At 69.5% G+C, this 25711-nt stretch carries 26 protein-coding genes; 19 read left to right on the top strand and 7 right to left on the bottom strand.

The annotated features are described in order from the left end of the window. Positions 1 to 23 precede the first annotated feature (23 nt). A complete protein-coding gene (locus HT102_RS08810) occupies positions 24 to 1295 on the bottom strand; it encodes a 5-(carboxyamino)imidazole ribonucleotide synthase (protein ID WP_192039043.1) in 1272 nt (423 codons plus the stop codon). Between the two features lie 110 nt (positions 1296 to 1405). Here HT102_RS08810 and HT102_RS08805 point away from each other — a divergent pair, with 110 nt between their 5' ends. Next, entirely contained in the window at positions 1406 to 1969 is a 564-nt protein-coding gene (locus HT102_RS08805) for a GtrA family protein (protein WP_192039042.1), read from the top strand. Between the two features lie 196 nt (positions 1970 to 2165). Here the strand turns inward: HT102_RS08805 and HT102_RS08800 are convergent, their stop codons facing one another. The 4 genes from HT102_RS08800 to HT102_RS08785 all read right to left on the bottom strand — a co-directional run bounded on the left by HT102_RS08800 (position 2166) and on the right by HT102_RS08785 (position 5771). Then, positions 2166 to 3497 (bottom strand): sensor histidine kinase, encoded by a 1332-nt coding sequence (locus tag HT102_RS08800; RefSeq protein ID WP_192039041.1) that lies wholly within the window; start codon positions 3495 to 3497, stop codon positions 2166 to 2168. A 93-nt stretch (positions 3498 to 3590) separates the two neighbouring features. Continuing rightward, the gene (locus HT102_RS08795) at positions 3591 to 4277 is read right to left on the bottom strand and encodes a response regulator transcription factor (protein WP_192039040.1); all 687 of its coding nucleotides are present in this window, start codon (positions 4275 to 4277) and stop codon (positions 3591 to 3593) included. Between the two features lie 112 nt (positions 4278 to 4389). Beyond that, positions 4390 to 4923, bottom strand: coding sequence for a PH domain-containing protein (locus tag HT102_RS08790; protein ID WP_192039039.1), 534 nt, complete (start codon positions 4921 to 4923; stop codon positions 4390 to 4392). Between the two features lie 5 nt (positions 4924 to 4928). Beyond that, positions 4929 to 5771, bottom strand: a complete 843-nt coding sequence (locus HT102_RS08785) for a biotin--[acetyl-CoA-carboxylase] ligase (RefSeq protein ID WP_192039038.1) — start codon at positions 5769 to 5771, stop codon at positions 4929 to 4931. A 157-nt stretch (positions 5772 to 5928) separates the two neighbouring features. Between HT102_RS08785 and HT102_RS08780 the strand changes: the two genes are divergently transcribed. From HT102_RS08780 to HT102_RS08710, 15 genes are all read left to right on the top strand, one after another. Continuing rightward, positions 5929 to 7590, top strand: coding sequence for an acyl-CoA carboxylase subunit beta (locus HT102_RS08780; protein ID WP_192039037.1), 1662 nt, complete (start codon positions 5929 to 5931; stop codon positions 7588 to 7590). Continuing rightward, positions 7587 to 7865 (top strand): acyl-CoA carboxylase epsilon subunit, encoded by a 279-nt coding sequence (locus tag HT102_RS08775; RefSeq protein WP_192039036.1) that lies wholly within the window; start codon positions 7587 to 7589, stop codon positions 7863 to 7865. The genes HT102_RS08780 and HT102_RS08775 overlap by 4 nt, the downstream gene beginning before the upstream one ends. Continuing rightward, complete coding sequence (locus HT102_RS08770) at positions 7862 to 8521, top strand: Maf family protein (protein ID WP_333473363.1); 660 nt, start codon at positions 7862 to 7864, stop codon at positions 8519 to 8521. Before HT102_RS08775 ends, HT102_RS08770 begins: the two co-directional genes overlap by 4 nt. A gap of 53 nt (positions 8522 to 8574) precedes the next feature. Then, on the top strand, positions 8575 to 9717 hold the full coding sequence (locus tag HT102_RS08765) for an NAD(P)/FAD-dependent oxidoreductase (RefSeq protein WP_192039035.1): 1143 nt from the start codon (positions 8575 to 8577) through the stop codon (positions 9715 to 9717). Between the two features lie 5 nt (positions 9718 to 9722). Then, positions 9723 to 10607 carry an RNA polymerase sigma-70 factor gene (locus HT102_RS08760; RefSeq protein ID WP_192039034.1) on the top strand — a complete coding sequence of 295 codons (885 nt, stop codon included), beginning with the start codon at positions 9723 to 9725 and terminating at the stop codon, positions 10605 to 10607. A gap of 58 nt (positions 10608 to 10665) precedes the next feature. Further along, positions 10666 to 11583 (top strand): twin-arginine translocation signal domain-containing protein, encoded by a 918-nt coding sequence (locus HT102_RS08755; RefSeq protein ID WP_192039033.1) that lies wholly within the window; start codon positions 10666 to 10668, stop codon positions 11581 to 11583. A gap of 134 nt (positions 11584 to 11717) precedes the next feature. Then, the gene (locus tag HT102_RS08750) at positions 11718 to 12614 is read left to right on the top strand and encodes a sulfurtransferase (protein WP_192039032.1); all 897 of its coding nucleotides are present in this window, start codon (positions 11718 to 11720) and stop codon (positions 12612 to 12614) included. Next, positions 12611 to 13036 (top strand): SufE family protein, encoded by a 426-nt coding sequence (locus HT102_RS08745; RefSeq protein WP_192039031.1) that lies wholly within the window; start codon positions 12611 to 12613, stop codon positions 13034 to 13036. Before HT102_RS08750 ends, HT102_RS08745 begins: the two co-directional genes overlap by 4 nt. A 249-nt stretch (positions 13037 to 13285) precedes the next feature. Next, positions 13286 to 15067, top strand: a complete 1782-nt coding sequence (locus HT102_RS08740; protein WP_192039030.1) for an acetyl/propionyl/methylcrotonyl-CoA carboxylase subunit alpha — start codon at positions 13286 to 13288, stop codon at positions 15065 to 15067. A 55-nt stretch (positions 15068 to 15122) separates the two neighbouring features. After that, positions 15123 to 15563 (top strand): DUF1707 SHOCT-like domain-containing protein, encoded by a 441-nt coding sequence (locus HT102_RS08735; RefSeq protein ID WP_192039029.1) that lies wholly within the window; start codon positions 15123 to 15125, stop codon positions 15561 to 15563. A 21-nt stretch (positions 15564 to 15584) separates the two neighbouring features. Continuing rightward, on the top strand, positions 15585 to 15950 hold the full coding sequence (locus HT102_RS08730) for a GNAT family N-acetyltransferase (protein ID WP_192039028.1): 366 nt from the start codon (positions 15585 to 15587) through the stop codon (positions 15948 to 15950). A gap of 75 nt (positions 15951 to 16025) precedes the next feature. Further along, the gene (locus HT102_RS08725) at positions 16026 to 17024 is read left to right on the top strand and encodes a malate dehydrogenase (RefSeq protein ID WP_192039027.1); all 999 of its coding nucleotides are present in this window, start codon (positions 16026 to 16028) and stop codon (positions 17022 to 17024) included. A gap of 5 nt (positions 17025 to 17029) precedes the next feature. Further along, complete coding sequence (locus tag HT102_RS08720; RefSeq protein WP_333473353.1) at positions 17030 to 17368, top strand: VanZ family protein; 339 nt, start codon at positions 17030 to 17032, stop codon at positions 17366 to 17368. A gap of 92 nt (positions 17369 to 17460) precedes the next feature. Then, positions 17461 to 18066: a hypothetical protein gene (locus HT102_RS08715; protein WP_192039026.1), complete on the top strand. Its 606-nt coding sequence runs from the start codon at positions 17461 to 17463 to the stop codon at positions 18064 to 18066. Between the two features lie 52 nt (positions 18067 to 18118). Further along, positions 18119 to 19408: an alpha/beta fold hydrolase gene (locus HT102_RS08710; protein WP_408611333.1), complete on the top strand. Its 1290-nt coding sequence runs from the start codon at positions 18119 to 18121 to the stop codon at positions 19406 to 19408. A gap of 15 nt (positions 19409 to 19423) precedes the next feature. On the opposite strand, the gene HT102_RS08705 is transcribed toward HT102_RS08710, so the two are convergent. Beyond that, on the bottom strand, positions 19424 to 19930 hold the full coding sequence (locus HT102_RS08705; RefSeq protein WP_192039024.1) for a protein-tyrosine phosphatase family protein: 507 nt from the start codon (positions 19928 to 19930) through the stop codon (positions 19424 to 19426). A 130-nt stretch (positions 19931 to 20060) separates the two neighbouring features. Here HT102_RS08705 and HT102_RS08700 point away from each other — a divergent pair, with 130 nt between their 5' ends. Next, positions 20061 to 20597, top strand: a complete 537-nt coding sequence (locus HT102_RS08700; protein ID WP_333473352.1) for a glycine cleavage system protein R — start codon at positions 20061 to 20063, stop codon at positions 20595 to 20597. Positions 20598 to 20758: 161 nt separating this feature from the next. On the opposite strand, the gene glpD is transcribed toward HT102_RS08700, so the two are convergent. Next, positions 20759 to 22507 (bottom strand): glycerol-3-phosphate dehydrogenase, encoded by a 1749-nt coding sequence (gene glpD / locus HT102_RS08695; protein WP_192039023.1) that lies wholly within the window; start codon positions 22505 to 22507, stop codon positions 20759 to 20761. Positions 22508 to 22729: 222 nt separating this feature from the next. Between glpD and glpK the strand changes: the two genes are divergently transcribed. Continuing rightward, positions 22730 to 24268 carry a glycerol kinase GlpK gene (gene glpK, locus HT102_RS08690; protein ID WP_333473351.1) on the top strand — a complete coding sequence of 513 codons (1539 nt, stop codon included), beginning with the start codon at positions 22730 to 22732 and terminating at the stop codon, positions 24266 to 24268. Positions 24269 to 25012: 744 nt separating this feature from the next. Continuing rightward, entirely contained in the window at positions 25013 to 25618 is a 606-nt protein-coding gene (locus HT102_RS08685; protein WP_192039021.1) for a hypothetical protein, read from the top strand. Positions 25619 to 25711: the final 93 nt, after the last annotated feature.

Genomic DNA, 25711 nt, shown 5'->3' with positions numbered 1-25711 from the left:
GTCGTTGTGGAGCGTAGAGCAGGCTAGCTGCCCGTGTGCGGGTCCCACCCGTCGGCCCAGGTGGCGTGGATGAGCCACTGCGCGGCGAGCTCCGCTCGCTCCCGGACTGCCCGGACGTAGTCGGGGTCCTCGCTGCTGCCTCCGGGCGGGCCGACGATGTTGACGTGCCCGAGCTTGCGGCCAGGCCGCTCGCCCTTGCCGTAGAGGTGGATGCGCGCGTCCGGCATGCGCGCGCACAGGTGGTGCACCCGCTCGTCCATGCTCATCGCGGGCGGCTCGGCCGCGCCCAGCACGTTCGCCATCACCGTCACCGGCGCCGTGGTCGCGGTGCTGCCGAGGGGATAGTCGAGGACCGCGCGCAGATGCTGCTCGAACTGCGAGGTCACGGCCCCGTCCATCGTCCAGTGCCCGGAGTTGTGCGGGCGCATGGCCAGCTCGTTGACGAGGATGCCGCCGTCCATCGTCTCGAACAGCTCCACCGCGAGGCAGCCGGTCACCCCGAGGTCTGTGGCGATGCGCAGCGCCAGTGCCTGCGCCTCCGTCGCGGTGCGCTCATCGAGCCCGGGGGCGGGAGCGGTGACGACCGCGCACACTCCGTCGCGCTGGACGGTCTCGACCACCGGCCAGGTGGCCCCCTGCCCGAACGGGGACCGCGCCACCATCGCGGAGAGCTCGCGCCGCATCGCGACCTTCTCCTCGGCGAGCAGCAGCACGCCCGCGCCGAGCTGCTCGGCGACCCGCTCCTCGGCCTGCTCCGGGGTGTCGATCATCCAGACGCCCTTGCCGTCGTAGCCACCGCGGGTGGCCTTCAGGACGAACGGATACCCGTGCTCGGTGCCGAACGCCAGCGCGTCACTGACCGCCCGGACCGGCACGAACGGGGGCACGGGCGCGCCCATCGCGGCGAGGCGCTCGCGCATCACGAGCTTGTCCTGGGCGTGGATCAGGGCCGTGGGTGGCGGCTGGACGTTGACGCCCTCGCTGATCAGCGTCTCGAGATGCTGCGGTGGCACATGCTCATGGTCAAAGGTCAGCGCATCGCTGCCCTGCGCCGCCTCGCGCAGCGCGGCGAGGTCATCGTGGCGCCCGAGGACCACATCGCGCGCCACCTGGGCGGCGGATTCCCCGGCGCCCGCGGCGAGCACGCGCACTGACTGGCCGAGCGCGATCGCGGCCTGGTGGGTCATGCGAGCGAGCTGGCCGCCACCGATCATGGTGACAGTGGGCACACCGGAGGCATCGCGGTGATAGCGGGGAGCCGTCCCGGCAGCAGGCGTGAACTGGTCTGATTCCACAAGCACCTATGGTGGCAGACGATGCGCCGGGATGGAAAACGCGTCCCTCCCCACGCCGAACACCACCGATGGCCGTACAGCGAAGGAAGCGTTCAGTAGACTCCGGGTTTGTGTCCTTGGCCGACAGCGTCATCACGCGCATACCGCAGCCCTACCGGGCGATCGCGCTGAAGCATCGTGAGTTCATCAAGTTCGCCATCGTCGGCGGGACCACGTTCATCTTCGACCTTGCGATCTTCTACACCCTCAAGCTGACCATCCTCGACAGCAATCCCGTCACCGCGAAGATCATCGCCGGCGTGATGGCCGTGATCCTGTCGTACGTGCTCAACCGGGAATGGTCGTTCAAGAACCGGGGCGGCCGCGAGCGCCACCATGAGGCATTCCTGTTCTTCCTGGTCAGTGCTGGTGGCGTGGTGCTCGCGTTCATCCCGCTGTGGATCTCGTCGTACATGCTCGGGTTCCGCCAGCCGAACGTGTCGCTCACCGTGGAGAACATCGCCGACTTCATCAGCGCCTACTTGATCGGCAACATCCTGCAGATGGTGTTCCGGTTCTGGGCGATGCGCCGGTGGGTGTTCCCGGACGAGGACGTGCGCGGCGCCGCCGCTGGATCGACGATCGTGCTGCCCACCCCGGTCGACCTCTACGAGGAGCAGCTCGGGCATAGCTGAGCCGGGATCGCGGCTGCCGCTATTGGCGCGGGCTTGTGGCGCGCGGGTGCGCCCTTCCGCAAACGCGATAGAAGCTGCGCGAATCGCAGGTCAGCTTCTATCGCGTTTGGCGGTTTCCGGTGCTTTTTGCCGAGCGACGGCGCGCCGAGCGGTGGCGCCCCGAGCGACGGCGCCCCGCGCCGGCCAGCATCGATGCCTAGCGCGGCTCCGGCGGCATCACGGGAAGAATGCTGGCGCCTCCGGCTCCGAGCGGCAGGTGCGGATCGCGCGCGGGCACGAAGATCGCGAACCGCGCGGGGCTGCGATCCTGCAGCTCCATGCGCCCGCCGTCCGCCTCGACGAGCGCGCGGGCGAGCGCGAGCCCCACCCCGGACGAGCCGCGGCCGGAGAAGCCCCGCTCGAAGATCCGCGACGCGATGTCGTCGGGCACGCCGGACCCCTCGTCGCTGACCTCGACGCACACCATGGGGCGACGCTCACCGCTGCTGACGTGGCGCACCGAGAGCGTGCACGTGCCATCGCCGTGGGCGAGCGCGTTGTCCACCAGGACGGCGACGGCCTCGCGGAGCCGGGTTGCAGTGGCGTGCGCGAGGGTGCCCTCGTGGCCGTACAGCTTGATGTGCCGCCCTGCCTCGGCGAACTGCTTCTCCCAGTCCTTGATCGCGAGGCGGAGCTCGTGCATGACCTCGATCGCGGAGACATCGGAGCGGTTCTGGTCGCGCGAGGCGCGCACGAGATCGTTGACGGCCTGGGTGAGCCGGTCCACCTGGGAGAGCGCTGCTGTCGATTCCTCCACGACGTCGGGGTCACTGTGGACGGAAAGCTCGTCAAGGCGCAGCCGCACGGCGGTCAAGCGGCTGCGCAGCTGGTGCGATACGTCGCCGACGAGGCTGCGCTCGCGCTGCAGCCGCTCGGAGATCTCCACGCTCGCGGCGTCAAGCACGTCGGACACACGGTCGAGCTCGGCGATGCCGTAGCGCCTCGGATCGGGCCGGAAGTCACCGGCGCCGAGTCGCGCGGCGCGGGCAGCAACATCGCGCAGCGGATCGGACAGTCGGCGCGCCGTGACGATCGCGACGACGGTTCCGGCGAACACGGACGCCAGCACGAGGGCGGTCACGATCGCCGCGGACCTCCATTGCGAGGCCCGCATCTCTCCCGGGGGAACCTCGAGGCGCAGCGATCCCGAGACGCCGAGCGACAAGGACTCGATGATCGCGTTCTCCACGTAGGGGGCGCCGACGGAGGCGCGGGACGCACTGTCGAGGGGGCTCGGATAGATCACCTCGAGCCGACCGCCGGGCGGCACGACGAGCCGCAGCGGCTCGGTGTTGAGGCGGCCCGGCACGAGGCCTTCCTGTCCTTGCTGGTTCCGGACCTCGGCGGCCATCTGATCGAGCCTGAGCTTGAGATCAGCACGGGTGAAGTCCTCGACGAGGCGCCAGGAGGCGAGGAGCAGCGGGAGGCCGAGCATGAGCACGACCACAACGACCACCGCGATGGTCGACAGCAGGATCCGCCGCTTCACCGCACCGCTTCCTGTTCGCGCGATCCTGGCTGTTCCTGGCCCGCGGCGGGGCTCGGTGGATCCCCTGGCGATGGATGCTCGGGGGGTGTCGCGCTACTGGTCCGCATTGAAGCGGAATCCTACCCCTCGCACGGTGGCGATGTGACGCCCCAGCTCCTTGCCCTCGTCCCCGATCTTGCGGCGCAGCCAGGACATATGCATGTCGAGGGTCTTGGATCCCCGTAGATCCACATCGCCCCATACCTCGCGCTGGATCTCCTCGCGCTCGACGACCTCGCCGGCGTGCTCCATGAGGAGCTTCAGTAGCTCGTACTCCTTGTTCGCCAGCGTCAGCTCCCGGCCGTCGCGGGTGACGCGGCGGGCGGGCTTGTCCAGGGTGATGTCACCGATCTCGATGACGGCATCGTCGGCGCTGCTGCCGCGGCGGCGCATGAGCGCCCGGACCCGCGCGAGGAGCTCCGCGAGGCGGAACGGCTTGCCGACGTAGTCATCGGCACCAGCATCGAGGCCCACCACGAAATCGACCTCGTCGGTGCGGGCGGTCAGCATGAGCACGGGCACGTCGATGCCCTGCGAGCGGATCTTGCGGCACACCTCGAGCCCGTCCATGCCTGGCAGGCCCAGGTCGAGGCGCAGCAGGTCCGGCGGTGCTGCGACGACGCGCGCGAATGCCTCATCGCCGGTGGGCGCGATGCGTACCTCATAGCCCTCGCGCTCGAGCGCCCGCGCGAGCGGGGCAGCGATGGCGTCATCATCTTCGGCGAGCAGAACGGTCCTCACGGAACCAGCCTAGTGAGAATGCCCCGCAATGGCTCGCATCCCCGTTGACAATGCGCAGCGCCACGCTGGCCGAAGATCATGGCAGGGGTCACATTCCGGCTCCGGCTCCGGCTCAGCGCGGGCGGAAGGCATGGAGGAACCGCCGGGGCCGTGCCACGGGCTGGTTGCCGAATACCTGATGGTGGATCAACGCATGGGTGAGCCTGGCCTCGGGCACGTGCGCGAACTCGAACGGTGGCTCGCCGATCGGCGCGATGAGCAACGTGCCGGTGCCCGCGAAGCGGTCGAGCATGCCGCGGCGGTACCGGACCCCCGCGACCTGCTGCAGCGGGATGTCGAACCCGCGGGCGCGCAGCAGCCCCTCGCGGACGGCGATGCGGTGCGAGGTGACGATCAGCGCGGTGCGCCACCACCCGACGAAGGGCTTGACGAACCGCCGCGCGACGATGAGTGCCCAGAGGGCGAGGACGAGGAGGATGGCGATCCCGCGCACCCCGTCCGGGGCCCGCGCGTCGAGGAACCCCACGATCACGCCTGCGATGCCGGTCAGCATGATCGTCAGGACGGCGGGGCCCAGCATCATCTTCCAATGCGGATGGCGGCGCAGCAGCACGCGCTCCCCCAGCGCTCCACCCGAATGCTCCATGAGCGTTATTGTGCCTTGCGCAGGTGCGTAACGTCACCCGCGGAGACCACGTGCTCCCCTTCCCCGGGCACCGAGAGGACCAGGCAACCAGCCTCGTCGATGCGCTCGGCCAGCCCGGTGACGGTTCCGCCCGGTAGCGCCACGGATACCTCTTCCCCGAGGGTCGAGGAGAGGGCAACGTACTGCTCCCGCAAGGGACCTGGTGCCCCGCCGCTCGCGATCCACACGTCCAGAGCACGGGAGAGCCGGGCCAGCACGGCCACGGCGAGCCCGGAGCGGTCCGGGTGGCTGCCGGATTCGAGATAGAGCGATGTGGCATCGGTCACCGGAAGCTCGTCGCGCTCGGTCGAGGCATTGATGCCGAATCCGACTACCACGGTCGCCGGGCCCGGAACGGGCGCGACCTCGGCGAGGATGCCTGCCACCTTGCGCCCGCCCACGTGCACATCATTGGGCCATTTGAGGGTGGCGCGCACGCCGGTCTCGTCACGGATGGCCGAGGCGAGCGCCACGCCGGTGAGCAGCGGGAGCCAGCCAAGCCGCGCCGGCGGCACGCCCGCGGCGCGCAGCAGCACCGACGCGATCAGGGAGGTCCCCGGGGTGGTCTCCCAGGTACGCGAGTGGCGACCGCGCCCAGCGGTCTGCTGCTCGGCGAGGAGCACGGTGCGATCGGTGGCCGTGGGGGCGCTGGCCAGCAGGTCGGCATTCGTGGAGCCCGTCGTGCCCATGACGTGCACGCTGTTCCACCCGGCCTCGGCGAGCCGGGGGGCGAGCTGGGCCGCGTCCAGGGGTGGGGGCCCTCCGCCGGGGGTGGGGCTAGCAGGTTCGGGCGGCTGGTTCTCGGGCATGGTGGTGACGTTACGCCCGGGCACCGTCCCAAGGGGCGATCCGGGCGCTCCAGATCCGCGCCGGGGCAGGTTTTTGGCAGTATCGCTTAGGTATACGTCCCGGGTTTTGGAGACCTCTGTCCCCGTGGGGCCCGGGTTTCTCGATACACTCGCCGCCATGACCAGTGTGACCGAGCCAGAGCGAACCTCGCCCGACGCGTCCCCCGGCACTGATGCGGCGAAGGCGGATATCCACACCACAGCGGGAAAGCTCGCGGACCTGCAGCGCCGCCTCGAGGAGGCCAAGCACCCGGTGGGCGAGGCCGCGGTGCAGAAGGTCCACGACAAGGGCAAGTTCACCGCGCGGGAACGGATCAAGCTGCTGCTCGATGACGGCTCCTTCGTCGAGCTCGACGCGCTGGCCCGGCACCGGTCCACCAACTTCGGGCTCGTCGATAACCGGCCGCTCGGCGATGGCGTGGTCACCGGCTACGGCACGATCGATGGCCGCGAGGTCTGCGTGTTCAGCCAGGACGCCGCGGTGTTCGGCGGCAGCCTCGGCGAGGTGTATGGCGAGAAGATCGTCAAGGTGATGGACCTCGCCATCAAGACCGGCCGTCCGTTGATCGGCATCAACGAGGGCGCGGGCGCGCGCATCCAGGAGGGCGTCGTCTCCCTCGGCCTCTACGGCGAGATCTTCCACCGCAACGTGCTGGCCTCGGGCGTTATCCCGCAGATCTCGCTGATCATGGGCGCCGCGGCGGGAGGGCACGTCTACTCCCCCGCGCTGACGGATTTCGTGATCATGGTGGACCAGAAGTCCCAGATGTTCGTCACCGGTCCCGACGTCATCAAGACCGTCACCGGCGAGGAAGTCACCATGGAGGAGCTTGGTGGCGCCCACACGCACATGGTGAAGTCCGGCGTGGCCCACTATGTCGCCAACGACGAGACCGATGCCCTCGACTATGTGCGGGAGCTGCTGGGATACCTGCCGAGCAACAACCGCGGCGAGGCACCTCGCTTCCCCGCCGATTCCCCCATCTCCGGCAGTGCCGAGGATTCCCTGACCGCCGAGGACCTCGAGCTCGACACGATCATCCCCGACCCCCCCAACCAGCCGTACGACATGCACGATGTGATCGCCCGCATCGTCGACGACAGCGAGTTCCTCGAGGTGCAGGCGCAGCGCGCGATGAACATCCTGTGCGGGTTCGCGCGCGTGGAGGGCCGCAGCGTCGGCATCGTCGCCAACCAGCCCACCCAGTTCGCGGGCACGCTCGACATCGCCGCGTCGGAGAAGGCCGCCCGGTTCGTGCGCACCTGTGACGCGTTCAACGTGCCGATCCTCACCCTCGTCGACGTCCCGGGCTTCCTGCCCGGCACCGACCAGGAGTTCAATGGCATCATTCGCCGTGGCGCCAAGTTGCTCTACGCCTACGGCGAGGCCACCGTCGGCAAGATCACCGTCATCACCCGCAAGGCCTATGGCGGTGCCTACGACGTGATGGGCTCCAAGCACATGGGCGCGGACGTCAACATCGCCTGGCCCACCGCCCAGATCGCCGTGATGGGCGCATCCGGCGCCGTCGGGTTCGTCTACCGCCGCAAGCTGCTCGAGGCCGCGAAGAACGGCGAGGACGTCGACGCGTTGCGCCTGCAATTGCAACAGGAGTACGAGGACACGCTGGTCAATCCTTACATGGCGGCCGAGCGCGGCTACCTCGACGCGGTCATCCCGCCGTCGCACACACGCTGGCATGTCTCGACCGCGCTGCGCCTGCTCGAGCGCAAGGTCGTCAATGTTCCGGCGAAGAAGCATGGGAACATTCCGCTGTGAGCACTTCCGGAGCGAGCAACCCAGAAGAGAGCAACCCAGAAGTGGGCAACACAGAAGGGGGCGCACCCGTGTTCCTCCGGGTGGAGCGGGGCGAGCCCACTGCCGAGGAGCTCGCCGCTTTGGTGGCGGTGCTGGCCGGCGCGGCCGCCTCGAGCGCCCGGGCCGGGAGCCAGGACCCGCGCCCCCGCGAGCTGTGGGGGGATCCGGTGGACAACCTGCGGCACAACCCGCCCCTGCCCCCGCGCGCGTACGTGTACGGTCGCGCGTGGCGGTGACTACCCGGCTCGTGCTCGCCTCCGCGTCGCCCGCGAGGCTCGCGGTGCTGCGGTCGGCAGGCGTCGAGCCGCTCGTGCGTGTCTCCGCGGTGGACGAGGACGCGATCATCGATAGCCTCGGGCCGGGAGCGGGCCCGGAGGAGACCGTGATCCGCCTCGCCGAGGCCAAGGCGCACTCGGTGGCGAACGATATTGTTCCCGACCTCGATGGGGTGTGCTGGGCGGGCGCAGCGGACGTGCTCGATTGCGTGGTGATCGGGTGCGACTCCATGCTGCGCATCGGCGGCGCGCTACAGGGCAAGCCACTCTCCGCGGAGGTGGCGCGGGAGCGCTGGAAGTCGATGATGGGGACCACCGGCGAACTGCTGACCGGGCACTGCGTGGTGCGGATCCGCGACGGCGCGGTCGTCGATGAGGCCACGGGGTGCTCCACCACGCGCGTGCACTTCGGTACGCCGTCCGAGCAGGATCTAGAGGCGTACCTGGCTACCGGCGAGCCCCTGGAGGTGGCCGGGGCGTTCACCCTCGATGGCCGCGGCGGCTGGTTCATCGATCGCATCGAGGGCGATCCCTCGTCGGTCATCGGCATCGGCCGCCCCCTGGTGCGGCAACTGCTCGGCAAGGTCGGGGTCACCGTCGCCACGCTGTGGCGCTAGCCACGACGACAGCGCGGCTGTCACAACTCGGGCGCCCCGATCGTCCTATGGGCATGACTACATCTCCACGCACCAGGATCCTCATCATTGGCGCCGGCTACGCCGGGGTCATGGCCGCGGCGAGGCTGGCAGCGCATCCCCGCGCCGACGTCACCGTGGTCAATCCCCGCGCCGAGTTCGTCGAGCGCATCCGCCTCCACCAGCTCGCCGCGGGCAACCATTCCGCGCGCTTCCCGCTCACCGACGTGCTGCATCCCGGCGCGACCCTCGAGATCGCCACGGCCGAGCGGATCGATGCCGCGAACCAGCGGGTGCTGCTCGGCGATGGCCGCGCGCTCGGCTATGACTACCTCGTCCTTGCCACCGGTAGCCGGGCAGCCGCTCCGCTGGAGGCGGCCCCGGGGCACGTCCACGGCGTCACCACCCTGGAGGACGCCATCCAGCTCGCCGCGGTGCTGCGCCAGCGTCCGCGGGAGGTCACTGTCATTGGCGGTGGCCTCACCGGGATCGAGACCGCGGCCGAGATCGCCGAGGCCGGGCTCGCGGGCACGGTCACGCTCATCACGAAGGGCGAGATCGGGCCGGGGCTGTCCCCGCGCGGGCAGCGGGCCGCCCGCCAGCAGCTCGAGCGCCTCGGCGTCGCCGTGCAGGAGGGCACCACCGTCGAGCCGCCCGGCCACGCGGTGCCGGTCCTCGCCACGGGGCTGCGCGCGAGCGGCCTCGCCGCCGCGAGCGGTCTCGCCACCGATGAGCTCGGACGGCTCCGTGTCGATGCGGCGCTGCGCTCGATCGACGCGGGAACGATCATCGGCTGCGGCGACTCGGTAGCCCTGCCGGGCCGGGCAGGCGATCATCTGCGGATGAGCTGCGCCGCGGCGCTACCGCTGGGCGCTTCCGCGGCACGGACCGTCATCGACCTCATGGAGGGGCGCGATCCCGCGCCGTTCTCCGGGGGCTTCGTGGTCCAATGCGTCAGTGCCGGGCGCCGGGGCGGCATCGTGCAGCCCGTGCACCGCGATGACCAGCCCCGCGGGTGGGCGCTGTCCGGGCGCCCCGCGGCGCTGGTGAAGGAGCAGATCTGCGCGGCCACCGCGCGGTGGCTAGCCCGGGAAGCACGCAGGCCCGGCTCGTACCGCTGGCCGTCCGGCCCTGCGACCCAATGGCCCCGTGGCCCCATGGCCGCATCGAGGAGGTAAGCGCCATGCCCGACCTCACCACCGTGTTCGAGGAGCATCGCGGGCTCCTGTTCACGATCGCCTACGAGATCCTGGGCAGCGCGGCGGACGCCGAGGACGCCGTGCAGGACACGTACTTGTCGTGGATGCGGATCGATGGGGAGGACGTGGCGGACCCGCGGGCCTACCTGGCGCGCGCGGTATCCCGGCGGGCCATCGATGTGCTGCGCGCGGCCCGCCGCAAGCGGGAGGAATACATCGGTCCATGGCTGCCGGAGCCGGTCGCGACCAGCCCGGATATCGGCGATGACGCCGAGCTCGCGGAGTCGGTGTCGATGGCGATGATGCTGATGCTGGAGACCCTTGGACCAGTCGAGCGGGCCGTGCTCGTGATGCGCGATGTCTTTGATTTCCCCTACTCCGAGATCAGCACGGCGCTGGGCCGCAGCGAGCCCGCGATCCGGCAGATCGCCCACCGCGCGCGGACGCGGGTGCAGGCGGGCAAGCCCCGCTTCGCGCCGGACCCGCGCGAGGCCGGCACGCTGGCGGCACGGTTCCTGCTGGCGGCGCGCGGCAACGACATCGCCGGGCTCATCGGCATGCTCGCCCCTGATGCCGTCGCGATGTCCGACGGTGGCGGCGTGGTCTCGGCCGCGCGGCGCCCGGTGCACGGGGCGGAGCGCGTGGCACGGTTCCTTGCTGGGCTCGCGCGCAAGGGCGGCGACGAGGTGGAGGTCGAGCTCGGCGTGTTCAACGCGCTCCCTGGCGTCGTGGTGCGCGAGGACGGCCAGATCACTGTGATCATGCTGATCGAGGCCGCTGCCGCGGAAGGCCCGGTGACGGCCGTGTACCTAGTGCGCAACCCCGGCAAGCTGGCGCGCGCGCAGCTGCCGCCCCGCATCAGCAGGTGACGGCCCGGCACGCGCATGGCTGGCATGATGGGGCCGTCCCAGCCCTACGAACGGACGGTTGACGATCCGCATGCCCACGCGCCGTGATTTCCTCGCCCTCGCCGCCACGACGGTCCTGCTCGCGGGATGCTCCGGGGACGGTGATGCCGGCACCTCCGGCGAGGCGCCGGTGCCGGCCCGGACCGTGACCACGCCCCTGGGCGCGGTGGAGGTCCCGGCCGAGCCCCGGCGCGTCGTGGCGATCGATTCGCGGCAGGATCTCGAGATCGCCCTCGCGCTCGGTCTCCCCGTGGTGGGCTACACGTCGCGGATGGTGCAGCCGTGGGTGCCGCTCGGCGGCGGGGCGCGTCGGCTGGAATCTCCGGTGGACGTCGAGGAGATCCGGGAGCTGGGCCCTGATCTCATCCTGGCGACGAGCATCGAGGACGAGTACTGGCTCGCGCCGGGATTGGTCGATGTGGCGCCGGTGCTCCCGATCGATCCCGCCGCGCCGTGGCCGGAGAACCTGCGGGCGGTCTCGGGGTGGCTGGGCGCGGAGCAGGCCGCGCGCGCAGCGCTGGACCGGTACGAGGATCGGCTGGAGCGCGTCCGGGAGCGGCACGGGACCGCTGCGATGACGGAGCCGGTCGCGGTCGTGGACCTGCGCGCACCGGGCCAGGTGGGCGATCTCAGCCATCCTCCCGGAGTGCCCTCGACCGTGCTCGCCGACCTCGACGTGCCGGTGCTGCGCTTCACGCCCTCGGCGGACGAGCAGCTCGGGCGCGAGGCCGGGGAATTGCTCGCGCGCGCGGGCCGGTTGCTGGTGGTGACCAATGAGCCGGGCCTCGATGCGGCCTCCCTCGCTGGCGATGAGGTGTTCGGCACGGTTCCCGCGGTCCGTGATGGACGTCTCGTGGTCACCGGGGATGTGGCGTACGGCTCGGTCTACACCGCCCTGGAGATCCTCGTGCAGATGGACCGGTTGCTGGGCCTCTAGCACGGCGACCAAAAGTGTGACTCCGCTCACGGCTGGGCGGGCGGCGATGCGGTTGAGGTGATCGTCGCCGCGCGCGGAAACCGCTACCGTTGTGGTGACAACATTCCCACGGGCATTCAAAAGGAGTTGACACCGTGCCTGTACCTCCTGAGAACAACCCAGCGTTTGCCGAATACGCCCATCCCGAGCGTCTGGTGTCCACCGAGTGGCTGTCCTCGAACCTGGGCAGGCCCGGGCTGAAGGTCGTCGAGTCCGATGAGGACGTGCTCGTCTACGACATCGGCCATGTCCCCGGCGCCATCAAGATCGACTGGCACCTGGATCTCAATGATCCCGTGCGGCGCGACTACATCGATGGCGAGCAGTTCGCCGCCCTGATGCGCCGCAAGGGCATCAGCCGCGACGACACTGTCGTCATCTACGGAGACAAGTCCAACTGGTGGGCCGCCTACGCGATGTGGGTCTTCACCCTGTTCGGGCATCCTGATGTGCGCCTGCTCGACGGCGGGCGCGATGCGTGGATCTCCGAGGAGCGCGACACCAGCTTCGACGTGCCTCGCTTCCCTCCCACCGACTACCCCGTGGTGGAGCGGGATGACACCGTGATCCGCGCCTACCGCGACCAGGTCCTCCAGCATCTTGGCGAGGGCCCGCTGGTGGAGGTGCGATCCCCGCAGGAGTACACCGGCGAGCGCACCCACATGCCCGACTACCCGGAGGAGGGCGCGCTGCGCGGCGGGCACATCCCCACCGCGGTGAGCATCCCGTGGGCGAAGGCCGCGGCGAGCGACAGCCGGTTCAAGCCGCGCGCCCAGCTCGAGGAGGTCTACGGCGGCATGGATCCCGCCGACGACACCATCGTGTACTGCCGCATCGGCGAGCGATCGAGCCATACGTGGTTCGTCCTCACCTACCTGCTCGGCTTCACCCGCGTCCGCAACTACGACGGCTCGTGGACCGAGTGGGGCAACACGGTGCGCGTCCCGATCGCCAAGGGCGAGCAGCCCGGTCCGGCCCCCGCATCCTCATGACCAGCGCCACGGTTCCCGAGTCATTGCAGGAGATCATCGACGATTTCCAGGCCATGGAGGGCGAGCAGCGGGTGCAGTTGCTCCTCGAGTTCAGCCGCGAGCTGCCGCCGCTGCCGCCCGAGCTCGAGGAGGCAGCGATGGAACCGGTGCCGGAATGCCAGTCGCCGCTGTTCCTGTCCGTCGATGCCACCGACAGGTCGGCGGTCGTGCTGCACTTCAGCGCGCCACAGGAGGCACCGACCACTCGCGGGTTCGCCTCCATCCTCCATCAAGGGCTCGACGGGCTCAGCGCCGACGAGATCCTCGGCGTGCCCGACGACTTCTACTTGAGCCTCGGCCTCGAGTCGATCGTCAGCCCGTTGCGGCTGCGTGGCATGTCAGCGATGCTCACGCGGGTCAAGCGCCGGGTCCGCGAGGGCTGAGGCGACAGGTCCAGCACCGGCGCGCACAGGATCCGGGCGGATTTTCTGTCGCGTCGGTCACGCCGTCGCGCCCCCGGTTCTGCGAGAGTCAGGGGGAACGAGTTCTCGCCAGATCGGCAGCCGGCTCACACATCGCGGCACCGACTGCATAGACTCATCACCGACGCAACCTCGATCCGTTGTTCCCGGGGGTTGTCGCACAACCGTGCCGGCCCCCGGTGAGCAACCTTGGTGAACCCAGGAGGGTCAGTGCCCAGCGAGTCGACTGCACGCATCACCAAGGTCCTCGTTGCCAACCGTGGCGAGATCGCGGTGCGGGTGATCCGGGCGGCGCGGGACGCGGGCATCGCGAGCGTCGCCGTGTACGCCGAGCCCGATGCCAACGCTCCATTCGTGCGGCTCGCCGATGAGGCATACGCCCTCGGTGGGCAGACCTCGGCGGAGTCCTACCTCGTCTTCGACAAGGTCATCGACGCCGCCCGCCAGTCCGGCGCGAACGCGATCCACCCCGGCTACGGGTTCCTCTCCGAGAATGGCGACTTCGCGCAGGCCGTGATCGACGCCGGGCTGATCTGGATCGGTCCGGACCCGCAGTCCATCCGCGATCTCGGCGACAAGGTCACCGCCCGCCACATCGCGATGCGCGCCGGTGCCCCGCTCGTGCCCGGCACCGCCGATCCGGCAGCGAACGCGGACGAGGTCGTTGCCTTCGCCAAGGAGCATGGCCTGCCCATCGCGATCAAGGCAGCCTTCGGTGGTGGTGGCCGCGGCATGAAGGTCGCTCGCACCATGGAGGAGATTCCCGAGCTGTTCGACTCCGCTACCCGCGAGGCGGTCTCCGCGTTCGGTCGCGGCGAGTGCTTCGTGGAGCGCTACCTCGACAAGCCCCGCCACGTCGAGGCGCAGGTGATCGCCGACAAGCACGGCAACGTCGTGGTCGTGGGCACGCGTGACTGCTCGCTGCAGCGCCGCTTCCAGAAGCTCGTCGAGGAGGCCCCCGCGCCGTTCCTCTCCGATGCGCAGCGCGATGAGATCCACAGCTCCGCGAAGGCCATCTGCCGGGAGGCCCACTACCACGGAGCTGGCACCGTGGAGTACCTGGTCGGCCAGGATGGGCTGATCTCGTTCCTCGAGGTCAACACGCGCCTGCAGGTGGAGCACCCGGTGACCGAGGAGACCTCGGGCATCGACCTCGTGCGCGAGCAGTTCCGCATCGCCGAGGGCCAGGTCCTCGATCTCAAAGAAGATCCCAAGCCGCGCGGCCACTCGTTCGAGTTCCGCATCAACGGCGAGGACGCGGCCCGCAACTTCTTGCCCGCCCCCGGCGCGATCACCACCTACGAGCTCCCGTCCGGCCCCGGCGTGCGCGTCGACTCGGGCGTGGAGGCAGGCAGCATCATCGGTGGCCAGTTCGACTCGATGCTCGCCAAGCTCATCGTCACCGGCGCCACTCGCCTGGAGGCGCTCGAGCGTTCCCGCCGCGCCCTCGCCGAGTTCGTCGTCGACGGCATGGCCATGGTGATCCCGTTCCACCGGGCCGTCATCGAGGATCCCGCCTTCGTCGGCGATGCCAACGGGTTCGATGTGCACACCCGGTGGATCGAGACCGAGTGGGAGAACAACGTCGAGCCGTTCGGTGGCGGGCTCGCCGCCGAGGAGGAGGCGCTGCCCCGGCAGAAGCTCGTCGTCGAGGTCGGTGGCAAGCGCCTCGAGGTCGCGCTGCCCGGTGACTTCTCCGTCGCCGCGAACGGCAATGGCGGCGCCCGCAAGAAGCCGAAGGCGCGCGCCCGCGGAGCTGCCGGCGGTGCTGGAGCCTCCGGCGACGCCGTTGTCGCCCCCATGCAGGGCACCGTGGTGAAGGTCGCGGTCGAGGAAGGCCAGGAGATCGCGGAGGGCGAGCTCGTGGTGGTCCTCGAGGCAATGAAGATGGAGAACCCCGTCACCGCGCACAAGAGCGGCACCGTCACTGGGCTCGAGGTCAGCCCCGGCACCGCCGTCACCCAGGGCACCGTTTTGTTCGAGCTCAAGTAGCACGAGCCAGCCCCACGGTCCACGGATCCCCCATTCCACCGATAGACTCGGCGGCATGGGGGATTCTCCGGATAGGCGTCCAGAAGTGCGCATCGGGCATGCCGAGCGGCAAGCTGCCCTCGATGCGCTCAACGAGCATTTCAGCGCGGGCAGGCTCACGCTGCACGAGTTCGACGAGCGGACCGCACGTGCCATCGCGGCCATCACCCGGGCCGAGCTCGAGCCCCTGTTCCAGGACCTGCCCGCGCTCGGCACCGCATCCACCGCGCCCGCAGTGCCTGGCCAGCAGCAGCAAAGCACGCCGCTGCGGCAGCGGATCCCCCGCGACACGATCATGGCGCTCACGCCGTTCGTGACGCTCGCGCTGTTCATCATCGTCGACTTCCCCAACGACTGGCTGCTGTTCCTGCTGATCCCGGTGATGGGCATCGTGCTGTACGCCGGTGACGAGGACGACGACAAGGACTCTGGCAAGCCTGGCGATACGCGAGGCTAGCCACACGGCAGACTGGGGAGCATGGAACCCGTCGAGATCAATGCCGGCCAGTGGTACTTGCGCGCCCTGCGCCATGACGAGCGCGTCAATGATTCCGCTGCCCTGCTCGCCCATGGCATCGCCGATCCCGCCGCGTACGTGGCCCGATGCTCGAGCGACTGGGCCAGCGAGCGGCGCCTCACCTGGGCCGTGTGCGAGCCCACCACGGGAGAGATGCTGGGCGAGGTGATCGTGGAGCCCGTGGACCCGCCCCTGCGCGAGGGCGGCGCGGCGCGCCTGGAGTCCTGGGGGCTCGACGGGACCGAGGAGGCCATCGCCACCGGCCGCGACTCGGTGCTGCGGTTCGCGCGCGGCGGGCTCGGCGTCGATGTGGCTCAGCCGATGTGATCTTGTCGGCCAAGCAGGCCTGGATACCGTCGCCGCGGGTAGCGTACTAGTGAGACGAGGCGCAGGGAGGTGCTCATGTCCACTCGCTCACCCATCCGGGTCGCGGTCACGGGCGCGGCGGGAACGATCGGCTACTCGATGCTGTTCCGCATCGCCTCGGGCGCCATGCTCGGCGCGGATGTCCCCGTCCGCCTGAGCCTGCTGGAGATCCCGCAGGCCTTGCGCGCCGCGGAGGGCGTCGCGATGGAGCTCGCGGACTCCGCGTTCCCCTTGCTCGACGGCGTGGACATCACCGACGACCCGCGCCTCGCGTTCGAGGGCGCTTCCGTGGCACTGCTCGTCGGCGCCCGCCCGCGCGCCGCGGGAATGGAGCGAAAGGACCTGCTCGAGGTCAATGGCGCGATCTTTGGCCCCCAGGGGCGCGCGATCAACGACGTGGCCGCCGACGATGTGCGCATCGCGGTGGTGGGCAATCCCGCGAACACCAACGCGGCCATCGCGCGGGCGCACGCCCCCGATGTCCCGGCGTCGCGGTTCACCGCGCTCACGCGGCTCGACCACAATCGCGCTCTGGCGCAGCTCGCCATCCGGGCCGGGGCACCGGTGGGGCGGGTTCGCAACGTGACCATCTGGGGCAATCATTCCGCCACCCAGTACCCCGACATCTTCCATGCCGACGTCGCCGGGGCTCCCGGCGCGGAGCTCGCCCGCGACGAGGCGTGGCTGACCGAGCAGTTCATCCCCACCGTGGCGCAGCGGGGGTCCGCGATCATCGAGGCGCGCGGCACGTCCTCGGCGGCATCCGCGGCGAACGCGACGATCGACCACGTGCGCGACTGGGTGCTCGGCACGCCCGAGGGCACCTGGACGTCGGTGGCCCTGCCCTCCCCCGGCTCGTACGGCGTGCCCGAGGGCCTGGTGTCCTCGTTCCCGGTGGTCTCGCGGGGCGGCGAGTGGGAGCTCGTCGAGGGGCTCGAGCATGGCGAGCTATCGCGGCGGCGGATCGCGGCATCGGTGGCGGAGCTCGAGGAGGAGCGCGCGGCGGTCGAGGCTCTCGGGCTGCTGCCGGGGTGATCGTGGTGCGCGCGCTGCCGCTGCTCATCACCTTCGGGGTGGTGTGCGTGATGCTGTTTGCCCCCGCGCCGGAGACCAGCAGCGCGATACCGCACATCGACAAGGCGATCCATGCGGGCATGTTCCTCGCCCTCGCCGTGGCATCTCGCTTCGCCCGCATCCCGGTGTTCGCGACCCTCGTGTGGCTGCTGGTGTTCGCGGCGCTCTCGGAGGTGCTGCAAGGCGCGCTGCCCATCGATCGGTCACCGGATCCGTTGGATGCTATCGCCGATGCAGTGGGTGCGATAATGGGAATCCTGTTGTACACCAAGCTATTTGACGCACGAAGCGAGGAACCGGCGTGACTGTGCAAGTACCGTCCACCAGGCGAGCGATTCCCCCGGCAGCACGCCCGGGGCACGCTTCCCCGCGCGCCGGAAGCGGTAGAGTAGCTACTGTGAGCAATGCGCGCGACAAGGCCTCCGCACCGGCCAGCCCGGTAGCGAGAGCATCGCGCGTCCGCCTGAGGCTGCCACTCCCGCTTGGTATCAACAGCCCGGGCCGCTCGGCCGATCCCGAGCCGCTCGAGCCAATCGACGACGATTCCGCCACGACGAACGGGCGGGTCCCCGATGCGCTGCGCTCGGTGGCGTCGGTCCCCGGCCATCTTGGCAAGACCGCGAAGGGCGCGCTCACCCCGGCGCGCAACGCCATCGTGCATGCCTCCCACTCGTTGACGCCCCGCCCGGCGCCCGAGCCCGAGCCGCCGGTGCTCACCGCGAGCGATGCGGAGATCCTCCGCGCCGTGCAGCAGGAGCTCCAGATCCTCGCCCGCACCGTCCGGGACCGGCGCATTCGCCGCCGCCTCCACGCGGCCCGCGAGTGCCTCAACGAAGTGGGCAAGGAGACCAAGTCCTCCGGGCTGGTGCCCCGGCTCTCCCGCAATCGAGATTCGCTCGCCCGCCTCCAGCATGTGCGGGCCGTTGAGCTGCAACGCCGCCGCAATCCGCTGCATCCCCTGCGCTATCCCGGCTACATGAAGTTTGCCATCAGCAAGATCTAGCAAGATCGAAGGTCTCGATACGGCAACGAATCCCATCGCCTACACTGCGATGATGCCGGGGATCACACTATCGAAGCAGTGGGGCGCGATCGCGCTCGCCGCGCTCACCGCCGTCGCCGCGACCAGCCTCGCCACCACCGCGCAGGCCCAATCGCCCGGCTTCTACACACCACCCGCTGCGGCCAGCACCTCCAGTCCCGGCAACATCGTCAAGGCAGAGCCCCTCACCCTCCTGCTCGAGATCCCCACCCCCGAGGGCATCCTGCCCGCCGCGGGCACCCGCATCATGTACAGCAGCACCGACGGCGCTGGGCAACCCACCGCCGTCACCGGCACCTATCTCGACCCCGCTGTTCCCTGGAACGGGCCCGGCCAGCGCCCCCTCGTCAGCCTCGCGCCCGGCACCCAGGGTCAAGGCGACCAGTGCGCCCCATCCAAGCTCGCCAGCCAGCTCATCCAGTACACCCCGCCACTCGACCTGCGCGGCGAGTACGAGATCCCGTTCATCACCGCCATGCTCGCCCAGGGCATCGCCGTCGTTGTCACCGACTACCAAGGACTCGGCACCCCCGGCCACCACACCTACGTCAACCGCCTCGCCCAGGGCCACGCCGTCCTCGACGCAGCACGCGCCGCGCAGAAGCTCCCCGGAACCCGGATCACCAACAACGGCCCCGTCGCGCTATGGGGCTACTCCCAGGGCGGATCCGCCGCCGCCTCCGCCGCCGAGCTGCACTCCACCTACGCGCCCGAGCTGGACCTCAAGGGCACCTACGCCGGGGCACCACCCGCCGACCTCGCCGCCGTCCTCCAGGAGATCGACGGCACCATCCTCACCGGCGCCATCGGCTACGCCCTCAACGGCATCACCGAGACCTATCCCGAGGTCACCCCGATCATCGAGTCCGAGATCAACGAGCGTGGCGCCACCATGCTCCGCGACGTGGCCGGGCAATGCGTCGCCGAGACCGCCCTCACCTACGGCTTCCAGCAGACCAGCAGCTTCACCCGGACCGGCGAGCCCCTCTCCGCTGTCATCGCCCGCTACGAGGTCGCCGCGCGCATCCTCGAGGACCAGAAGCTCGGCAATCTCGGCCCCAGCGCCCCCGTGCTCCTGCAGATCGGCACCGCCGACGACCTCGTCCCCGCCGGGCAGGTCCGCCAGCTCGCCGCCGACTGGTGCTCCCGCGGCGCGACCGTCCAGCTCACCGAGAACCCGCTGCCGCCGATCCTGCCCGGCCTCGCCGTCAACCACGCCGTCCCCTACGTCGCGGGCATCGCCGAATCCATCACCTTCATCAACGACCGGATCGCTGACCGCCCCGTGGCAGGAAACTGCTAGCAGCCCTGTCGGCGGTCACGTCGCCGGTGGCGTGCCGGAGTAGTGCTCGAACCACCGCACCGCATCGTCGGCGTAGCGCAGGAACGCATCGGGGCGCGCCCGCAGGACGATGTGCTCGGCCACTTCCGGGCGATGGCCAAGCACCAGAAGCACGGCGTACACCAGCGAGGGACTCCGGTGCGCACCGTGCTCGCAGTGCACCAGAAGATGCTTGCGGTGCCCTACCCACCGATCGAGGATGTGCTCGACGCCGATGCTGAACCAGGCGAACGGAATGGGCGCGCCCGAGTCCTCGATGCCGTGGTTGAAGTACTCGATCCCTCCGGCACCCCAGAACGCACTGTCGTCAGCGTCGGCGCGCAGGTCCACGACCGAGCGGATACCGTGGCGCGCATAGGCTCCGACGAGTTCCCCCGGCATTCCCGGGTCCCCATGCTCGGGAGCGCGACCGATCCACAGGCCTCGCCTGACCAGCGATAGCTCGCCCATGCCTGCGCCCAGCACAAGACCAGTGTTACCCATGCCGCTATAGCGGGCAAGAACTCCAGGCTTCCTTGAAGCGCGACGATCCGTAAGTCGCGGCGGCGTTGCGGGCCGGTTGGGTGGGCCTGGTGCACCGCGAGCAACCACCGATTATTGCTAGCATTCGCGGGTGCAGCGAAATCTCGTCATGACCGTCATCGGCGATGACCGCGCCGGCCTCGTATCGGCGCTAGCGAACGTCATCACCGCCCATCGCGGCAACTGGGAACGCAGCCAGATGGCCGAGCTAGCGGGCAAGTTCGCTGGAATCCTCGTCGTCACCGTTCCGGCTGAGCAGGCTGATGAACTGATCGCCGCGACCCGGGCGCTCGACGGGCTCCTCGATGTCTCGGTGCACGAGGGCGCCAGGCCCGCCGCGGCCGGTGAGAAGCCGCGGCATCTCGCGATCAGTGTGCTGGGAAACGATCATCCCGGCATCGTCCACGAGCTCTCCTCCGCCCTCAGCTCGCGTGGGCTGAGCATCGACAAGGTCACCACCAGCACCCGCGAGGCACCCATGGCCGGGGGCATGCTCTTCGAGGCGCACCTTGAGGTGCGATTGCCACGCGATATCGAAGTGTCCTCCATCCGTTCCGACCTCGAGCGCATCGCCGCGGAGCTGCTCGTCGACCTCGAGATCGACGAGCGGCACGACGCGGCCAGCTGACGGGAGTCGTCTAGCTGGTGGAGGCCGGCGATTGGCTCGCGGCCGCGAAATGGCCGCGAGTGTGCGAAAAACGACAGGTCCAGCGCAATTCGCTGTCGTTCTTCGCACACTCGTGCGGCTGAGCCAGCAAATCGCACCCTGGCGGGAAGCACCCGCCCCCGTTACCGCCGCGCCTCGACCACCGCAGTGACGGGCTCGAGGAGGTACTCGCGTGATTCGGGGGCGGCAGCGCGCAGCGCATCGGCGGAGGCGTCGTCGGGTTGCTGCTGGGAGTCGATCTCGGCCTTGACCCGCGCGTCGAACAGCTCGACCTCGCGGCGGCGCTCCTCCTCGTTCCAGCCGAGCACCGGCGCGACGAGGGAGGCGACCTCCTCGGCGCAGTCGACGCCCCGGTGGGAGTACTCGATGGCAATGCGGGTGCGCCGGGCGAGGATGTCCTCGAGGTGCAGGGCTCCCTCGGCGGCGACGGCATACACGATCTCGACCTTGAGGTAGTCGGGAGCCTCGGTGATCGGCTCGAGAAGCGTCGCATCGTTCTCGGCGAGGGCGAGCACGTCGCCGATGAGGGATCCGTAGCGGTCGAGCAGGTGGCGCACCCGGTAAGGGTGCACGCCATATTGCGCGCCAAGGTGATCGGCCTGGTTGACCAGCGCGTGGTAGCCGTCCGCGCCGAGCAGTGGCACTTGCTCGGTGATCGACGGCGCTACCCGGACGGGCACGTACTGGACCGCAGCCTCGATCGCGTCGGCCGCCATCACCCGGTAGGTGGTGTACTTGCCGCCGGCGATGGCGATGAGCCCGGGCGCGACCTCCGCGACGGCATGCTCGCGGGAGAGCTTGGAGGTGCTGTCGCTCTCGCCGGCGAGCAGTGGACGCAGGCCTGCGTACACACCGGTGATGTCCTCGGGACGCAGCGGGGTCACGAGCACCTTGTTGACGTGGGCGAGGATGTACTCGATGTCGGCGTGCGTCGCGGCCGGATGAGCGAGGTCTAGGTGCCAGTCGGTGTCGGTGGTGCCGATGATCCAGTGCCGGCCCCAAGGGATGACGAACAGCACGGACTTCTCGGTGCGCAGGATGATCGCGGACTCGCTGATGATGCGATCGCGCGGCACCACGATGTGCACGCCCTTCGAGGCGCGTACCCGGAAGCGGCCGCGCTGCCCCGAGAGCTCTTGCAGCTCATCGGTCCACACCCCGGCGCAGTTGACCACGGCGTGCGCGCGCACCTGGCCGATCTCGCCGGTCTCGCAGTCCTGCACGCGCACCCCGGCGACGCGGTCCGCTTCCTTGAGGAATCCGACGACCTGGGTCGAGGAGCGCACGATCGCCCCGTAGTTCGCGGCGGTGCGGGCGACGGTCATGGTGTGCCGGGCGTCGTCGACGACGGTATCGAAGTAACGGATCCCGCCGATCAGGGAGCGTCGCTTGAGCGCGGGCGCCAGGCGCAGCGCCCCGGCCCGCGTGAGTTGCTTCTGCGCTGGCACTGATTTGGCGCCGCCCATGCGGTCATACAGGAAGATGCCCGCGGAGACGTAGGGCCGCTCCCAGTAGCGCTTGGTGAGGGGGAAAAGGAACTCCAGCGGCTTGACGAGGTGCGGCGCGAGCCGGCTCATCGATAGCTCCCGCTCGTGCAGGGCCTCTCGGACCAGGCCGAACTCGAGCTGCTCCAGGTAGCGCAGGCCACCGTGGAACATCTTCGATGATCGGCTGGACGTGCCCGATGCCAGGTCACGAGCCTCCACCAGGCCCACCCGCAGGCCCCGGGTCGCAGCGTCGAGCGCGGCCCCGCAGCCGACGATGCCACCTCCGATGACGAGCACGTCGAACATCTCGGTCGTCAGCGCGTTCCAGGCCTCGGCGCGCTGGCGCGGCCCCAGCACATGGTTGTCCGAACGGTGTGCCACCATGTCTCCCTCGGCATCGTCCCGCGCGCCCCTGTCCGGGCCCACGGTGCATTGTCGCCTCAATGCCCAGGCTAGAGGCACCTGCACGATCCTGCATGGCCTCACTAACAGCGACACACGAACGTGATGCGCCCGGCAAGCCCTGCAAGACGCGGAACGACCGTGGAATGCCCGTCCGCCTAGTAGCTTGGGCACCACATGCACGCCCCATCCGCAGGAGCAGACGTGACCGCGACCCCCGCCGCAGATCCCTCGAAGTACATCGCCGCGATCGACCAGGGCACCACCTCGAGCCGCTGCATCATCTTCGACCACGCCGGGCGCATCATCACCACGGTGCAGAAGGAGCACCGGCAGATCTTCCCCCACCCCGGATGGGTCGAGCACGATCCTCTCGAGATCTGGACCAATGTGCGCGAGGTCGTCGGTGGCGCCATCGCCAAGGCTGACCTTCCCAAGGATGCCATCGCCGCCTTTGGCATCACCAACCAGCGCGAGACCACCGTCGTGTGGGAGCGCGCCACCGGCAAGCCCCTCTACAACGCCATCGTCTGGCAGGACACCCGCACCGAGCCGATCTGCGAGGAGCTCGCCGCCGAGCACGGCGCCGATCGGTTCCGCGACCGCACCGGCCTGCCGATCTCCACCTACTTCGCGGGACCCAAGATCCGCTGGATCCTCGACCATGTCGAGGGGGCCCGCGAGCGCGCCGAGAACGGCGAGCTGTGCTTCGGCACCATGGACACGTGGGTGCTGTGGAATGCCACGGGCGGGCCGGGGCGCAATGGCGAGCCCGCCGGCATCCACGTCACCGACGTCACCAACGCCTCGCGCACGCTCCTGATGGACCTGCGCACCCTCGAGTGGGACCCGGAGCTGTGCGAGGCCATTGGCATCCCCATGGCCATGCTTCCCGAGATCCGCAGCTCCTCCGAGCATTACGGCACCATCCGTCCGCGCCGTGGCCTCGACGACGTCCCCATCGCTGGCATCCTCGGCGACCAGCAGGCCGCCACCTTCGGCCAGGCATGCCTCTCCCCCGGCGAGGCCAAGAACACCTACGGCACTGGCAACTTCCTGCTCCTCAACACCGGGACCGAGCCCGTCACCAGCACCCACGGCCTGCTCACCACGGTTGCCTACAAGATCGGCGACGCCCCCGCTGTGTACGCGCTCGAAGGCTCGATCGCCGTCACGGGCTCCCTCGTGCAATGGCTCCGCGACAACCTCGGCATGATCCGCGACGCCCCCGAGGTCGAGGTGCTCGCCCGCGAAGTGCCCGACAACGGGGATGTCTACTTCGTTCCCGCGTTCTCCGGGCTCTTCGCTCCGCGCTGGCGGCCCGACGCCCGCGGCGCTCTCGTCGGGCTCACCCGCTTCCACACCAAGCACCACATCGCCCGCGCGGCCCTCGAGGCCACCGCGTACCAGACCCGCGAGGTGCTCGAGGCCGCCCACGCCGACTCGGGCGTGCAGCTGTCCGCCCTCAAGGTCGATGGTGGCATGGTCGCCAACGAGCTGCTCATGCAATTCCAGGCCGACATCCTCGGCGTGCCCGTCATCCGGCCCGTCGTCTCCGAGACCACCGCTCTCGGAGCGGCATACGCTGCCGGGCTCGCAGTCGGTTACTGGTCGAGCGAGGACGAGATCCGGGAGAACTGGGTCGAGGACAAGATCTGGGAGCCCAGCATGGATGCCGACGAGCGCGAGCACCTCTACGCGCAATGGAACAAGGCCGTCGAGCGCACCTACGACTGGGCCTAGCGGCTTGGGGGTTTGGGCTTGGGGCTGCCACCCTTGCGCCACGGGCGGCCCGGAGCTGCCACCCTTGCGGCACGGCCGGCACCCCTATCTGCAGGTGCCACGGATATTTCGGTGGTCGCACTGTCCTTTCGGTGGCTGCTCCCCCTCATCGGTGGCTGCTCGCCCGCATCGGTGGCTGCCACAGCAGCCTTCGAGCCCCGGCGGCCAGCGCGGCGGCCAGCCCCGGCGGCCAGCGCGGCGGCCAGCGCCTCGCACTGCCCGCATTAAGTCCGCCGACCGAGGAGCACACCGGTACGGCAACAAAAGCTGCGCCAAGGCAGTTATCCACACTCACCCCAGTTCTCCACAGACCGGTGCCAACGCTTTGGAATGTGTGCCAGATAGCCCGATGCTGGTCCCATGTCGACTCCCCCGAGTTCCAGGTTGCCCAGGATTCTGCATCGCCCTGCTCCCGCTGCGAGCGGCCCAGGGCCGCGGTCGCGCGAGTTGGTCCGCATCAGGCGTGGTTGCTACGTTGCCGAGAGGGAATGGGATGCACTGCTGCCGGAGGCCAGGCATCTACTACGAGCACGGGCAGTCCTGGAGCAGCAACAACGGCGCGATGCGGTGGCGTGCCATGTGTCTGCCGCGGTCGCGCACGGCCTACCAGTCTGGGGAATCGATCTTCGAACGGTCCATCTTGCTCATGCAGGCTCGTTCCAAGGCCGTTCGCGAAGCGAGTGCCGAATCCATTCGATGCCAGTGATGGCGGATGAGCTGGTGGTCCAGCAAGGAATACGCGTAACCAACGTCGCTCGCACCATAGTCGATATCGCACGCTCAGAGATGTTCGAGCAGGCTGTCGTGGTGGGCGATGCAGCGCTGCACCGCAATGCCGTCACGCGCGCGGCCCTCGCGATCGCCCTTGAGCGAGCACGGGGGCGCGTAGGCATTCCGCGAGCGCGCGAAGTCGTGAGACTGCTCGACGGACGGTCCGAGAGCGTCGGCGAGTCCCGTAGCCGCGTGCTCATGCATATGTCAGGAATTCAGGACGTGCACCCGCAAGGAGCGATCCTTGGCCCTGATGGAACCATCATTGCCCGTGGTGATTTCGTCCACGACGACGGTCTTGTCGGCGAGTTCGACGGCATGGGCAAGTACGCGAAGCATCGACTTCCTGGCGAAACGCCAGGTGATGCGCTCGCGAGGGAGAAGCGCCGAGAGGACGCGATCCGCGCGGCAGGCTGGCATGTGCACCGGTGGACGTGGGCGGACCTCCACGACCCAGACCGGTTCATTGAACGATTCTGGTCCGCGCTGGAACATGCGCGACGGCACGCGAGCCCAGAACGGCAATGGCGGGCGACGTGAGTCGGCCCGCTTCATCATCACTCGTTTGCTAGCTCCGAGAGCATTCCTCCGAGGGCATGCCCTGGTTATAGCCGACCTAGCAGGCTCGGGCGA

It is taken from the genome of Lolliginicoccus lacisalsi (assembly GCF_014841105.1).
In the GTDB taxonomy this organism is placed as follows: domain Bacteria; phylum Actinomycetota; class Actinomycetes; order Mycobacteriales; family Mycobacteriaceae; genus Lolliginicoccus; species Lolliginicoccus lacisalsi.
The sequence above is the reverse complement of the archived record's forward strand: the minus strand, read 5'-3'. Positions and strand labels throughout refer to the sequence as shown.